12 protein-coding genes are annotated in these 13,731 nt (G+C 41.5%); 6 read left to right on the forward strand and 6 right to left on the reverse strand.

What is annotated here, in order from left to right; translation table 11 throughout:
- Positions 1 to 7: 7 nt before the first annotated feature.
- On the forward strand, positions 8 to 1,369 hold the full coding sequence (locus NSMS1_RS09365) for a DUF1802 family protein (RefSeq protein ID WP_224092712.1): 1,362 nt from the start codon (positions 8 to 10) through the stop codon (positions 1,367 to 1,369).
- Here the strand turns inward: NSMS1_RS09365 and NSMS1_RS09370 are convergent.
- From NSMS1_RS09370 to NSMS1_RS09380, 3 genes are all read right to left on the reverse strand, one after another.
- A protein-coding gene (locus tag NSMS1_RS09370; protein WP_411908649.1) for an IS630 family transposase occupies positions 1,366 to 2,477 on the reverse strand; the annotation gives its coding sequence in 2 pieces (ribosomal slippage) (positions 1,366 to 2,057 and positions 2,057 to 2,477; 1,113 coding nt in all). The genes NSMS1_RS09365 and NSMS1_RS09370 overlap by 4 nt on opposite strands.
- Positions 2,478 to 2,767: 290 nt before the next feature.
- Complete coding sequence (locus tag NSMS1_RS09375) at positions 2,768 to 3,166, reverse strand: translation initiation factor (protein ID WP_224092713.1); 399 nt, start codon at positions 3,164 to 3,166, stop codon at positions 2,768 to 2,770.
- A 32-nt stretch (positions 3,167 to 3,198) separates the two neighbouring features.
- On the reverse strand, positions 3,199 to 3,693 hold the full coding sequence (locus NSMS1_RS09380) for a hypothetical protein (RefSeq protein WP_224092714.1): 495 nt from the start codon (positions 3,691 to 3,693) through the stop codon (positions 3,199 to 3,201).
- Between the two features lie 485 nt (positions 3,694 to 4,178).
- Here NSMS1_RS09380 and NSMS1_RS09385 point away from each other — a divergent pair, with 485 nt between their 5' ends.
- The 4 genes from NSMS1_RS09385 to NSMS1_RS09400 all read left to right on the forward strand — a co-directional run bounded on the left by NSMS1_RS09385 (position 4,179) and on the right by NSMS1_RS09400 (position 8,754).
- Positions 4,179 to 4,832: a Nif11-like leader peptide family natural product precursor gene (locus NSMS1_RS09385; protein ID WP_224092715.1), complete on the forward strand. Its 654-nt coding sequence runs from the start codon at positions 4,179 to 4,181 to the stop codon at positions 4,830 to 4,832.
- 136 nt (positions 4,833 to 4,968) lie between these two features.
- Positions 4,969 to 6,480, forward strand: coding sequence for an AAA family ATPase (locus NSMS1_RS09390; protein ID WP_224092716.1), 1,512 nt, complete (start codon positions 4,969 to 4,971; stop codon positions 6,478 to 6,480).
- Positions 6,481 to 6,568: 88 nt separating this feature from the next.
- Positions 6,569 to 7,042, forward strand: a complete 474-nt coding sequence (locus NSMS1_RS09395; protein WP_224092717.1) for an SH3 domain-containing protein — start codon at positions 6,569 to 6,571, stop codon at positions 7,040 to 7,042.
- 425 nt (positions 7,043 to 7,467) lie between these two features.
- Entirely contained in the window at positions 7,468 to 8,754 is a 1,287-nt protein-coding gene (locus tag NSMS1_RS09400; protein ID WP_224092718.1) for a peptidoglycan-binding domain-containing protein, read from the forward strand.
- Between the two features lie 5 nt (positions 8,755 to 8,759).
- On the opposite strand, the gene NSMS1_RS09405 is transcribed toward NSMS1_RS09400, so the two are convergent.
- On the reverse strand, positions 8,760 to 10,100 hold the full coding sequence (locus NSMS1_RS09405; protein WP_224086359.1) for a transposase: 1,341 nt from the start codon (positions 10,098 to 10,100) through the stop codon (positions 8,760 to 8,762).
- A gap of 461 nt (positions 10,101 to 10,561) precedes the next feature.
- On the opposite strand from NSMS1_RS09405, the gene NSMS1_RS09410 reads away from it, so the two are divergent.
- Entirely contained in the window at positions 10,562 to 12,088 is a 1,527-nt protein-coding gene (locus NSMS1_RS09410; protein ID WP_224092719.1) for a phytoene desaturase family protein, read from the forward strand.
- 188 nt (positions 12,089 to 12,276) lie between these two features.
- On the opposite strand, the gene NSMS1_RS09415 is transcribed toward NSMS1_RS09410, so the two are convergent.
- The gene (locus NSMS1_RS09415; protein ID WP_224092720.1) at positions 12,277 to 12,855 is read right to left on the reverse strand and encodes a TetR/AcrR family transcriptional regulator; all 579 of its coding nucleotides are present in this window, start codon (positions 12,853 to 12,855) and stop codon (positions 12,277 to 12,279) included.
- A 2-nt stretch (positions 12,856 to 12,857) separates the two neighbouring features.
- The gene (locus NSMS1_RS09420; protein ID WP_224092721.1) at positions 12,858 to 13,703 is read right to left on the reverse strand and encodes an alpha/beta fold hydrolase; all 846 of its coding nucleotides are present in this window, start codon (positions 13,701 to 13,703) and stop codon (positions 12,858 to 12,860) included.
- Positions 13,704 to 13,731: the final 28 nt, after the last annotated feature.

The raw sequence follows: 13,731 nt of genomic DNA on the forward strand, positions 1-13,731 counted from the left end.
ACCAACAATGAGTCAGCTGTTTTCCATGCCGACAGCGCTGTGTTTACTTGCCCCTGAGATTGAAGCATTAATACAGGGGCGGACAATTGCAGCAATGTCTAAAATGTTTATTCGTCCTGGGCAAAAATTTTCTCTTTATCCTATTGAATCTTCAGGTAATGCACTGCCAATTGAGCAATACTATCATGTAAATTTATTGCCCATCTCCCAGACAACTGTTAAACAAAATACGTCTCAAACTGTCTCAATTCAAGCTTGGGCAAGGTGTGAACTTTGTCAAATTATAGATAAGACTAAACCGTTAAATGTTTTGTCCCAATTAACAATTTGGACACCAGAAGCATTTGAGACAATCATACAGAAACAAGGGAATATTTTTCTTGTTTACTTACGGGTTTATCATTTGTCTCAGGCGTGTGAAGTTGCATTTGATGATAGTTTTCAAGAAAAACTGGGTAAATTTGTGAGTTTACCTAATATCGCTGGTTCTGAGGATAAACCGATTTTAAGCGATCGCACTTTCGCACAACGCAAGCAGCAGCTAGAAAAACTAGAACCACCACAGCACCCAGAGTTAGAAGCATTGCAAACTGCTTTAACACAAATCTCTCATACTCACCCAGATGCGAAAGAACTAGATGATGATATCCGCAGATTTCTAGGTTGGAATAGTGATAAACCTGAAATCACACTCGATTCAGATTTAGTGTGGATTGAAAAAATAGCTGAAGTTGGCAATTCTAGTGATGGACAGACATTTGAAAAATTAGTGCGTCGAGGATTATTAAAATTAGGCTTTACTGGTTCAGGGATAAATCCAGATGCAACTGGCGGGGCTGGAGGTATGGATTTTTATGCTGAAACACCTTACCCCATCGTAGGAGAATGCAAAGCTACTAAAACAGAAAAGGTTTCTGATGGTACACCTGCACAATTACTAAAGATAGGTTTAAATCATCTAGATAACTTTCAGTATGAGCAAGCAGTAAAATTAATTGTTGCTGCTGGAGAACTTACTAATTTCGCCCTAAGAACTGCTACTAATCAAAAAATGAATGTAATTCGCCCTGAAACACTACAAAAGCTAGTTGAACTGCAAGCACACCATAAAAACTCTATAAATTTATTAGAAATGAAAGATTGTTTGCAAAAAGAGCCTTTTGGTTTAGCTGATGATAAAGTACAGTCTTATATTGATAAAGTTGAACAGAATATCAAATTGCGATCGCACATTATTCAAGTATTAAAAAACTATCTAGAGCGTACTAAATATGAAGGTGCTGGGGTTGAGTCACTTCATGCTGCCTATGTGACATCTAATAATACTCCTCCTTTGGAATCTAGTAGTCTGCCAAGACAACTTTGCTAGGTTAGAGTTGGATATAAACGCTGCATTTTTCGGCGAGCATCTTTGGTTTGGAAACCCCAATAGACACTGGCTTTTTGCTGATTACGTTGTTTCTCCCAAGCGGCAATCTCAGAAGTTAATGTTTCTGCATTAGGAATACGCCGTTCTAAACATTGGCGGGATAAAACAGATAATTCAATTTCTACTTGATTCAACCAAGAAGCGTGCTTAGGAGTATAGTGAAACTCTAATTTTTGAATAATTCGACGTGCTTCTTCTGGTGGAAAAACTTCATATAATGCGCTGGGAGTATGAATATTCAGGTTATCAACTACCAAACGAATAACATCAGCATCTTGGTAGCAAACATCTACTAAATTTTTCATCTGTTTAGCAAAATCGACTTTAGTTCGACGTTCTGTAACTTCGATATGCCGCCAACCTGCCAAGGGTTGAAAACACGCAAATAAATTTACTGTCCCGTTACGTTTATACTCGAAATCATAACGTTCAGGCTGCTCCGGCTCTGGTGGCAAAGGAAGTCTTACTTCTTCTACTAGTTGGTAGGGACGTTCATCAAAGCAGACTACAGGACGTTTAGGATCATAAGGCTCATTGTATAAATCCAACACATCTTCCATTCGGAAAACATATTCTGCGTTAACTTCAGGAATGCACCACTGTTGTTTTAACCACGGTTTGATTTCATTTTTTTTAAAGTTTGACGCACTGTTTCGTCCGAAATTGAATCTATGATACCAACGTTCACTAAATGATCCGCTAATAATTGCATTGTCCAACGTACTCTTCCAACTGGTGGATTGGAACAAGCAGTGGCAATTAAAAATGCTTCTTGTTTTTCATCTAACTTTTTAGGTTTTGGTGGATGAACTTCATCCTTTAAAGCAAAATCTAACCCCCCAATGACAAATTTTTCTCGTATTCGTTGCACTGTTGCAACATGCGCTCTAACTATGCTAGCGATCGCTTGATCCGTTTCTCCTTCAGAAGCCATTAGAAGAATGTTTGCACGGGTTATGGTTCTTGCTTTGTGTTTACCTTTTTTAATTATTGCTTGTAGCTGAGAAACTTCCTCTTCATTCAAGTCAACAATGTACTTTTTCGCCATGTTACACCCCGTTTTTGGCTATTTTACCAATTAGAGGTTTTACTTAGCAAAGTTACCTTGGCAGACTACTAGAGAATTACACGATATTTTGATAGAACTTTCATCACCATTAACAGGCTATATAGGAAGAGTTAAAGGGAAAGATTGGAGAAGCGATCGCTTTTACTACCTCCGTGATTTACCAATCAATACAAAATGAAACATCGCCCTCACTATCCCCACGCAAAAAAAGCAATAGCATATTTAGCTACTGCTTTGATAAATGACCAACGCATTATTTTTTATTAGTTTTAGCGTCCGTAACCGTATTCGTCTGCTGGGTCGCCATAGGGGTCTTCACTGGCGGGGCTGATATCACCGTAGTTTTGGTCAGCAGGGTCGCCGTAAGGATCTTGACTTGCAGGGGTTACATCGCCGTATGATTGATTAGCAGGGTCGCCATAAGGGTCTTGACTGGCTGGAGTTAAGTCACCGTAGTATTGACCGGCCGGGTCGCCGTATGGGTCTTGATTTGCTGGGGTGAAGTCGCCGTATGATTGATCAGCAGGGTCGCCGTATGGGTCTTGACTAGCTGGGGTTACTTCGCGATCAGAATAATAAGTATCACGATATTCTGAATCTTGATCATACTCGTCGTTGTTGGCTCCAGTTAAAAACTCTCTTGCTTTGTCAAAAAAGTTGTTTACCATAATTCATCTCCTGATTTTGGTTTTAATCGCATCTAGTATGCTGGAGCTTCCTGTGGCGCGAGATTTGTTAAATCACGACCTGTAGAGCGTCCGTTGTAGCCTTGAAAATCTCGATACTGTTGCGCTTGTGACTCTGGAACTCTAATTCCTCCCTGTGGTGGCGTTACCCAGTGAGGGCGACCTTGGTTATCGCGGTAGTAAACACGCCCGTTTTTGGACAAGTAATATTTTCCATTTGACCCTGTACCTTGGGCGTTCTTACGCTGTTGATACAAGTAGTACAAAGCAGCCGCACCAGCTAAAACTGCCACTTTCTGTCCTGTAGAAAACCCTCTTTTTGTTTGGGGTTGGTTGGGAGAGTTGGGATAATTTACATTTCTACCAACGGTGTCATCTACTGGCGGCGGTGGTGATGCTGTTCGAGAACCATTACCACAGCTGCTTAATAAAGGAACTGATAGCAATGCAGATAGCAATATAGCGGCTGGTAATGGGGCTTTCTTGTTGTGACGAAATGTTATGGACATTTATTTCAAAATTTCTTATTAATTACAAAAAATCTCTACTATCGTTGCCAACAATGTAAGTTTTCCATAATTAAAATTATTATGAAATGTTGAGAAAATTGACTCTCACTAATGAAGGAATCTGCATTCATCCTTGAGAAATATCTAGTGGTTAAGTCCAATAATTTCTCTATACCTAAAAGGTCGTAATCTTTTTTATATAAAACTACATATACTTATCTACATAAATTCAAAAATGTACTGATTGCTATACAATCTTTGTTACATAAGTTAATTTAGTCTAAATATAAATTTAGCGATCGCCACAATTTAATTCAAGTAGTTACCACTGCTAAGTTATTTTATTTACAAAAACAATTACTGATACTATGTGTGATTTCCTTGACATAACATTTTTCTTTATCACTGTCGAATATATAGGTTCGTATTGCTTACACTGAAACTTAATAATACTTTCAAAATATAAAGTTGAGGAATAATGAATTATGTATTTCCAAATATGGAATTTCTTCTTGAGAGAAGAGCAATATATTATCTGGAAAAATAAAATAAATCTTTACAATAAATTTGATAAAGTTATATGGCAGAAAATAGCTGACTTTTTTGCTTCTGTAGAGCAAGATTTTTTATTAAAAGCTAATTTAGGAGAAGCTGACAGCATTGCTCAGTTTATTTACTTAGCCATAGAAAGTGGATATGACATCACTTTAGAAGAACTTGCTTGGTTTTTGATCACCAGAAAACAGATTTGGAATTTATTTGATTTAGCCGAGAAAACACCATTGCTGAAAGAGCAATTATTATCAGCTAAGAATCCACAACAATTTGTTAAAGTAGCGGCTGATTATGATCATTATTTTTCTATAGATGAATTAGCTTGGCTGTTAACAGAAATTAAATCTTCTCCAGATTTAGTCTCAATTAACAATGGTGTTGGAGAAATTTTAACTGTATCTAATTACGGCAAAATTGAAATCAGTTATTGGATTTGGTTAGCAGAAGAATGGGGAATTGTACCGCCATTTTGTCATAGAATCCAATCAGCAGTCTCATTGCGCCAAAACTCTGATAATCCTTTCCTACCCGATCGCTGCTTTTTACCCAAGAGCTACTTTAATCAGCATCTTGTTTGTCATTAGTCAGTTGTCAGGTGATTTCCACTAGTTCACTGTTCACTGTCAACTGTCAACTGTCAACTCTCACGATTGAGATGGGATTTTGGTTAAAGAAAGTTGTACATTGCCATCAAGAGCAATTAACAACTGACCCCTATATATGAACTTTCGTGAAGAGTTTAAACTGCTGCTGAGAGCGCGTTACCCTTTAATTTACATTCCTACCTACGAGGAGGAACGGGTGGAAACGGCTATCCGCGAAGAAGCAGCTAATCAAGGTAATCGCCCTGTTTATACTTGGGATTTTGTTGACGGCTACCAAGGCAACCCTAATGATGTAGGATTTGGGCGGCGAAATCCCCTGCAAGCTTTGGAATTTTTAGAAAAATTACCAGCCTCAGCGCCAGCCGTCTTAATTTTGCGTGACTATCATCGCTTTTTGGATGATGTGGCGATCGCGCGTAAACTTCGCAACCTAGCCAGACTCCTCAAGTCGCAACCAAAAAATATCGTCTTACTATCGCCGCGTATCGCTATACCTGACGATTTAACGGAAATCTTAACAGTTGTGGAGTTTCCCTTACCTAACGCCCCAGAAATCAAAACAGAGATTGAACGTTTACTCCAAGCTACAGGTAATAATCTTTCTAACAAAGTCATAGATGACTTAGTGCGTTCTTGCCAAGGGCTATCTATGGAAAGGATTCGGCGGGTTTTAGCCAGAGCGATCGCATCTCATGGCGAATTGCAGCCAGAAGATGTAGATTTAGTTTTGGAGGAAAAACGCCAAACTATCCGCCAAACCCAAATCCTCGACTTTTACCCAGCCACAGAGCAGATTTCTGACATTGGTGGACTAGATAACCTCAAAGATTGGCTATTGCGTCGGGGTGGTTCTTTTAGCGATCGCGCCCGTCAATATGGCTTACCCCATCCACGGGGGTTATTATTAGTAGGGATTCAAGGTACTGGTAAATCCTTAACAGCAAAAGCGATCGCTCATCATTGGCATTTACCCCTACTACGCTTAGATGTCGGGCGATTATTTGGCGGTTTGGTGGGGGAATCAGAATCGCGTACCCGGCAAATGATTCAAGTAGCAGAAGCCCTCGCACCTTGTATTTTGTGGATTGATGAAATTGATAAAGCCTTTTCGGGACTGGGTAGTAAAGGTGATGCGGGAACTACCAGCCGCGTATTTGGTACATTTATTACTTGGTTAGCAGAAAAAACTTCCCCAGTGTTTGTTGTCGCCACCGCTAATAACATCCAAGCCTTACCACCAGAAATGTTGCGTAAAGGGCGGTTTGATGAAATTTTCTTTGTTGGTTTACCAACGCAAGAAGAAAGAAAAGCCATCTTTAACGTCCATTTATCCCGACTGCGCCCCCACAATTTGAAAAATTATGACATTGATCGGTTAGCATACGAAACACCAGATTTTTCTGGCGCAGAAATTGAGCAAACATTAATTGAAGCCATGCACATTGGCTTCAGTCAAAACCGTGATTTCACAACCGATGATATCTTAGAAGCCGCTAGCCAGATTATCCCCTTAGCACGCACAGCTGTAGAACAAATTCAGGAACTACAAGAATGGGCAGCAGCAGGGAGAGCGCGTCTAGCCTCAAAACAGAGTCCTTTAAGTGACACCTTCGGTAAACTACGCTAACAATATACAGTTGACAGTTGACAGTTGACTGTTATCTGTTGACTGTTGACTACGGACTAATGACTAATGACTAATGAGGTTTTAAATCATGTTTTCCGCCTTGCTTAAATTTATATTAGGAATATTATTAGCGATCGCAGTTTTATTAGGTGGCGGCGTTGCTGTGGGGTTGTACTTTTTCAACAGAACCTCCATGCCCCCTAGCAAGCCTATGTTCGCTAACGATAATCCCTTGCCCAAAGACTCAGATAGCAAACAAAAAAAGACAGAAGCTACTCCTACAGCTGAAGCTACACCGGAAGCTTCAGCTACGCCCACTCCCACCGAGAAAGCAGAAGAATTACCAAAAGGTGCTTATCGCGGAAAAATTACTTGGCCTCAAGGCGTAAGCTTGCGCTCTCAACCAAATCAAGACTCTGAACGTGTAGGTGGGGCTGGTTTGAACGAAAAAATTATTGTCTTAGAAGAAAGCCCGGATAAAGTTTGGAAAAAAGTGCGTGTTGAAAGTAGTAAAATAGAAGGTTGGACAAAAGTAGGTAATCTTGAAAAAGTGGAACAATAAATAATATCAACTCAAAATTATGACCACTTATCCTAATCCTCTATAAAGTCAACCTCTCTCCTAAACTCAGCGTTACTTTGCGCTGACCTCAGCGTTCCTCTGCGTTTCAAAAGAGTAGCGCTAAAGTTTGTCATTGGTCAATAGTCGATAGTTATTCTCCCTGCTGTCGTATCTAGAAGTGCAAGTATTACTTAAATTTGTTAACCTCCGCACAAGCCAACACTGAGGACATGGTATATTTTTCTCTATACGATAAGTGCAGACATAGTAAATATCTATAGATCAAAATCAATAATGATGTACTAAATTCATAAAATATTAAGTATTTTTGCCCGATTACCGGAAAAGAATCTGGCCGATTTGATTTTAATATTTGCAAAAATCCTGATCAGGGATTCCTCTACCTCAAAAAAAGCAGAACATCTATGGACACCCTCAGTTATTCTCATCTTGCTTCAATGTATGAAGCATCTGAAGATATAGATTTTATACCTATAAAAGTTAATCTGAGATTTTGGCAATGGCAGAAGCTGTCTAGTAGTGCAGCCATCAGACTCTTATCTGTAGCACTGACTATAAGTATTTTGGGCATAGCTGGAGAAGCTTTAGCCTTGCAACAAGTAGGCACTAAAGGCCCAGAAGTTGCCAATACTCAGAGATGTTTAAAACGATTAGGCTTTTTTAATGGCCCCGTCAACGGCAACTTTGCTAGTATCACTCGTAGCGCCGTAATTGGGTTTCAGCGTGCTAATAGGCTTACGGCTGATGGTGTTGTTGGTGTAGGTACACAAAGAGCTTTACAAAGAGCTTGCCGTACTGCTGCAACACCATCAACCAATACTAGCGGTGAATTGCGCTTGGATAGTAGAGGTGCAGCAGTTTCTCAACTACAAAAGAATTTACGGCAGTTAGGTTATTTTAACAGCCCAATCACTGGCTACTTTGGTACAGAAACTCAGCAAGCAGTCATCAGATTTCAACGTGCTAATCGTATACAGGCTCTTGGTATTGTGGGGAAACAAACTGCACAAGCCATCAGAAATGCTATCTATGGTGAAGGTGGGGAATATCAAGTACTTTCTGAAGGTAGCACAGGCCCGGATGTCATTAGATTGCAACAGCGTCTACGCCAGTTGGGTTATTTCAATGCTAATCCGACAGGGAGCTTTGGCGGTATTACCAAAGATGCCGTCATGGCGTTTCAACGCAATGCTGGTTTACCAATTACTGGAGTTGTGAATATTGCCACATGGAATGCTTTAGATGGTGTTTCTACTCCTAGTAGACCTAGTTTATCAACTCAACAGATTAGAGATTTACAGCAACGGCTACGGGATTTAGGTTATTTTAACGGCAATCCTACAGGCACTGTCGGCGCAATGACCAGAGATGCCATTGTCCGCTTTCAGCGTAACTATGGACTAACAGCCGATGGTATTGCTGATACTCAAATCCTACAGGTAGTAACCCAAGTTTGGGAAGGTAGATATGCTAATCAGCCAACTAGAGATTATCTCACTGTAGGCGATCGCGGTAACAATGTTAGAGCCGTACAACAGCGTTTGTCAGAACTAGGATTTTTTAACGGCAGTCCCGACGGTTATTTTGATGACTGGACTAGAACATCTGTAGTCGCATTCCAACAGTACTATCAACTCAATCCCACAGGCAATGTAGACTGGCAAACTTGGAATGCACTAACAATACCTTAGCCAATTTACGAGGGTTCAACGCCTGTAGAAACGTTATGAATACGTCCCAAAGAAGTAAGTTTGGCAAAAATCTGAGTTAATAAAATAGGCTCAGGTATTTCGGGAAGCATTTTTAAAATTTCACGGACATATCGAAAACCACGATAGTGAGCCTTAAGGTCAAGGATGCCGGAGTCGGGATTAAGGAGACGAAAATCCGCGAGAAGATGATGGGATAAGTTGACCATAAAGAATGCTAGATTAGCAGCATTAGTTACAGCAGTTTGACTTAAGTTCATAAAATCTTCCAATCCCCAAAATTGCTTGGCATCTCGAAAATTGAATTCGATCTGAAAGCGTAGCTTGTAGTAGTCAATTATTTTTTCAGATGACAATTTTAGATCACTAGAAAATAGAATTACATGACTACGAGCATGAGTTTTAAGATTGGTTTTGACGAGAATAACTACATTTAGAGATTGGGCAAATTCTTTGTGAAGTAATGTAACTTGATAAACGTCAGTTTGGATATCATCATCAACGGTACTTTGACATAAATACTTCTTAGGTATGTTGTTGTAGTCAATTTTGTCTCCGTATTTACGACGAGAGCGACTATTGGGGTCAGGGTGTTGATAAGGTATATATAATGCTGAATCAGAGCGAAGCTTAGAAATTATATGCAAGTTAACTTGACGAGCCATCTGCAAGGCATTATTATTCCCAAAGTGTCCATCCAATACTAAGTAAGTAAGGGGAATAAATTTAGCTAATAACTTAAATAGCGACTTAATCATCTTCTGAATTCTGAGTAATTCAGATGTGAGAACTACCTGGGTTTTATTCTTGTTTTTACTTCCCTTTGGTCGCCCACGCCCACGTTTTTCTTGCGGTTTTATTTCTTTGGTTGGTGACGAGCTACTTTTTTCTATATCGCTCTTTATCACCTGTTCTATCTGAATCGGAAACGAGTGCCTTTGCTCAACACTGACTAATGATAATGTAAAAAAAGATAGCCCTGATATGGGTTTACCAGCCAGGCTAGAAAAAAATCTATCCAGTCCATAAGTTTGTTTTCCTGATTTACTTATCACAACTTCATCTCCCGCTAGCAAATATATCTCATTCGGACGAAATAAATGCTTGTGAAAGAATAACCAAAACAATGTCGCCCAAGGTATTACCGTATGAAAGAATCTCAACATCGTTCGATAACTGCCACCACTACCTGTCCAACGAGAAATTCCCAACATCGTCACTCGGCCACTCATTGCTAACATGGCCAGGATTATCTGGTTCAATTGCCGCATCGTCGTAGCGTTTATCTGCGGCAGGAGGCATTGCAGGAGTGATAAGATATCGGGCATGGGTTGATTGTGGCTTTTGAGTTGTCGTTTGGGAAGACAATAACTCTACTACATCAGCCCTCTCTCTTCACCCTCTTATTTTGGCTAAGGTATTGCACTAAACATCAATAATGGTACTTCCATTAGCAATATTTCTAATAACTCTAGTAACAATCGCTACGTAGTTATAGTACCAATTCGCAATGGCAGCACCCTCAATCAAGTACGCCGTTATATACCCGATGCTTACACAGCCAAATCCAGCTTAGGAACCTTCGTCAACGCTGGCAGTTTTAGCGATCGCGCCTCCGCCGAAAGAACCTCCAGAATATTACGCTCTAATGGTTTGGATGCGAGAGTACAGTATTTTTAATTCGTAATGGGCTACGCCCCGCTACGCTAACGTAATTTGCGTACTGAGTGCTGAGGGAAAATAACTGTAGACTATGGACTGTTGACTATGGACTAATGACTAATAACCAATGACCGACATAATTGTAATTGGTAGCGGTATTGGGGGTTTGAGTTGTGCTGCTGTGTTGGCGCGTTATGGTTTTGATGTGACTGTTTGTGAAAGTCATAACATCGCTGGTGGCGCAGCACACAGTTTTGAGCGTCAAGGATTTAAGTTTGATTCAGGGCCTTCATTATACTCTGGGTTGTCTTATAGTCCTTCGGTTAACCCTCTACGACAAGTGCTAGATATAATTGGGGTTGATTTGCCATGTGTCACCTATGATACTTGGGGCTGTCGCTTACCAGAGGGTGATTTTAATACATCTGTTGGTGCAGAACAGTTTTGTGAAGTGTTGGCGAGGTTACGGGGTGGTGATGCTGTAGCTGAGTGGCGAAAGTTACAACGGGTGATGACACCATTAGCCCAAGCAGCGATCGCACTTCCTCCAGCTGCGTTACGCTGGGATTTAGGCGCGGCTTTAACTGTTGGCAAATTTGCCCCATCTCTAGCTAAACACGCTGCCAATTTTATTAAGTTGACGGGGCCTTTCTCTCGCATCATGGATGATGTTGTCCGTGACCCGTTTATTAATAATTGGCTGAACTTATTGTGCTTCCTTCTCTCAGGACTGCCTGCTGCTGATACTAACGCCGCAGAAGTGGCTTTTATGTTTGCCGATTGGTACAAGCCAGGGGTAGTTCTGGATTATCCTGTGGGTGGTAGTGGTGCTTTAGTCGATGCCCTTGTACAAGGGTTAGAAAAACATGGCGGGAAATTGCTTTTAAATAGTCATGTTGAGCAAATCTTAGTAGAAGGGAACAGGGCGGTTGGTATCAGGTTACGTGATGGGCGAGAAATTCGCTCTCGGAAGGCGGTTGTGTCTAATGCTTCGGTGTGGGATACGCTGAAGTTACTGCCTCAAGGTGCGTTACCAGAAAAATTTCGTAATCAACGCCAAGCAACGCCGGAATGTGACAGCTTTATGCACCTACACTTAGGTATTGATGCCCAAGGTTTATCCGCAAACTTGGCTTGTCATTATATTGTGGTGAATGATTGGGAATTGGGTATTACTGCACCGCAAAATGTCGTATTGGTATCCATTCCCTCAATTCTTGACCCATCACTTGCACCAGAAGGTAAGCATGTAATTCATGTATATACCCCTGGTAATGAACCTTATAAGATTTGGCAGGGGTTGGATAGGAAAAGTCAGGAATATGACCAATTAAAGCGATCGCGTGCCGAAGTCATGTGGCACGCTTTAGAAAGAATCATCCCCGACATCCGCAACCGTTGCGAAATCACTTTAGTTGGGACACCCCTTACCCACGAACGTTATTTACGCCGCCATCGTGGTTCCTACGGCCCAGCAATTTCCGCCGCCTCTGGTTTATTTCCATCTCACACCACACCCTTAAACGGGTTGATGTGCTGTGGTGATTCCACATTCCCCGGCATTGGTTTACCAGCCGTAGCCGCTAGTGGGATAATTGTTGCCAATACCTTAGCTCCAGTCAGTCAGCATTTGGCAATGTTGGCAGAAATATAGTTAAGTTTCACACTGTTATAACCCTCTTCTGTCAGTAACTCTACATCCATTGCCCCACTTACTTTTCAGGGTTTTCTTTTTTTATTCTTGTATTCAGAATAACCGGAAAGTGACATAAGAGGGTTAGGAGTAATAATTTTTTGAAACAGCGCCACCCGCAGCAACGCTTGGTAAATTGGCTGACGCTACTAAGTCTTATCGCTATGGAATTTGTGAAGAAATTCAATCAAACTTTCAATACCTAGTTCAAATGCTTCCTCAACATTGCCTCCCAAGCGGAATGCTCCTGCCAGTTCCATGTGGACAAAGCCGTGCGTAAATGCAACGACAATTCGAGCAGCACTGAGCGACTGCTCTTGGTTCACCCACTGCTCGATCGTCTGTAGTAAAGGAGCCACAGCAGTTGCACTCACCTTAGTATCCGGCTGCATCTCTGAGGAAAGACGAGAATAAAGTAATGGGTAGAGCGTTGAATGCTGATGTGCAAAAGCACGGTAAGCATTCATCATTGCTTGTAAATCATCTTTGAGATTGTGTCTTTGTGCTGCATCGGCTAAGGCTTGCCCTAGCTCAACGAGCATCGCTTCTAGAACAGCCTTGACAAGCTGTGATTTATTTTCGACGTGCTTATACAATGATGGCGCGCGAACGCCTAAAGAAGCCGCTACCATGTGCATGGACAGGTTTTCTAGTCCTTGAGTTTCTAACAAGTGTTGAGCGGTAAGGATAATTTCTGAATAAGATGTTTTGGCAGGAGCAGGACACATATTTAATCTTTGGCAGGAGGTGAATTTGACTGTAGCGTCTGATGAGCAAAGTCAAGCAGATGAGGCAAAAGACGCTCTGGCTGTTCCCGATGTGGGTAATGCCCAAGACCTTCGAGTAGGCGTACTTCATCTTGTGGCATCATCGATTTGAGCCAATCTGCCTCAGCTTGTGGATCATCATAATCTGGATCAGCCGTACCCAGAAAATCGAGAACAGGAAGTTGGATGGTGGTGAGATGAGCCGGATTGCGTCCTGTAAATGCCATTGACTTGAAAGCATGAAAACGGCCAGGTTCTCTCAGTTTAGCTTCCAGTCTAGCCACATAAGCATCGAGATCATTGGGGGGTGTGCAGGGATACAGCGAACGGTAGTACCAGCCCCAGGCTGAGATTCCCCAAGGTTGCATGAGCATCACTTGGAGAATCAAAGGCATCAACATCCCTTTGAACCCTGTAAATGGAACCCGGCGGATCGGACTCAATCCGACTAATCCTGCCACTCGTTCTGGGTGCTGTGCCGCAAAGTAGGCAGTGCTAGCACCGGAAATCGAACAGCCAATTAATAAAGCTTTCTCAATTTTCTCAGCATCCAGCACTCGTTCAATGTCACTCGCCAAAGTCACAACATCATACTTATCCCACCCTACAGAAGAATCGCCGTGACCGCGCAAATCAGCAACAATGACTCGAAAGCCTGCTTCCACAAGCACAGGGGCAAGGCGATCATATTCCTGGCGCAAGTCACCCATGCCTGGGAAGCATACGATTGGTGATCCACTCCCACCAACCTCATAAGCTAACTGCTCTCCATTGACGGTAGTTGTTTTGAATTGAAAATTTGCAATCATGACTGCCTCCTATGGCTAATTATGTTAG

It is taken from the genome of Nostoc sp. MS1 (assembly GCF_019976755.1).
GTDB lineage: Bacteria > Cyanobacteriota > Cyanobacteriia > Cyanobacteriales > Nostocaceae > Trichormus.

Bases quoted from the DNA above. Each gene is read 5' to 3' on its own strand.
- NSMS1_RS09365 (WP_224092712.1), top strand. From the start codon at position 8: ATGAGTCAGCTGTTTTCCATGCCGACAGCGCTGTGTTTACTTGCCCCT.
- NSMS1_RS09375 (WP_224092713.1), bottom strand. From the start codon at position 3,166: ATGGTAAACAACTTTTTTGACAAAGCAAGAGAGTTTTTAACTGGAGCC.
- NSMS1_RS09380 (WP_224092714.1), bottom strand. From the start codon at position 3,693: ATGTCCATAACATTTCGTCACAACAAGAAAGCCCCATTACCAGCCGCT.
- NSMS1_RS09385 (WP_224092715.1), top strand. From the start codon at position 4,179: ATGTATTTCCAAATATGGAATTTCTTCTTGAGAGAAGAGCAATATATT.
- NSMS1_RS09390 (WP_224092716.1), top strand. From the start codon at position 4,969: ATGAACTTTCGTGAAGAGTTTAAACTGCTGCTGAGAGCGCGTTACCCT.
- NSMS1_RS09395 (WP_224092717.1), top strand. From the start codon at position 6,569: ATGTTTTCCGCCTTGCTTAAATTTATATTAGGAATATTATTAGCGATC.
- NSMS1_RS09400 (WP_224092718.1), top strand. From the start codon at position 7,468: ATGGACACCCTCAGTTATTCTCATCTTGCTTCAATGTATGAAGCATCT.
- NSMS1_RS09405 (WP_224086359.1), bottom strand. From the start codon at position 10,100: ATGCCCGATATCTTATCACTCCTGCAATGCCTCCTGCCGCAGATAAAC.
- NSMS1_RS09410 (WP_224092719.1), top strand. From the start codon at position 10,562: ATGACCGACATAATTGTAATTGGTAGCGGTATTGGGGGTTTGAGTTGT.
- NSMS1_RS09415 (WP_224092720.1), bottom strand. From the start codon at position 12,855: ATGTGTCCTGCTCCTGCCAAAACATCTTATTCAGAAATTATCCTTACC.
- NSMS1_RS09420 (WP_224092721.1), bottom strand. From the start codon at position 13,703: ATGATTGCAAATTTTCAATTCAAAACAACTACCGTCAATGGAGAGCAG.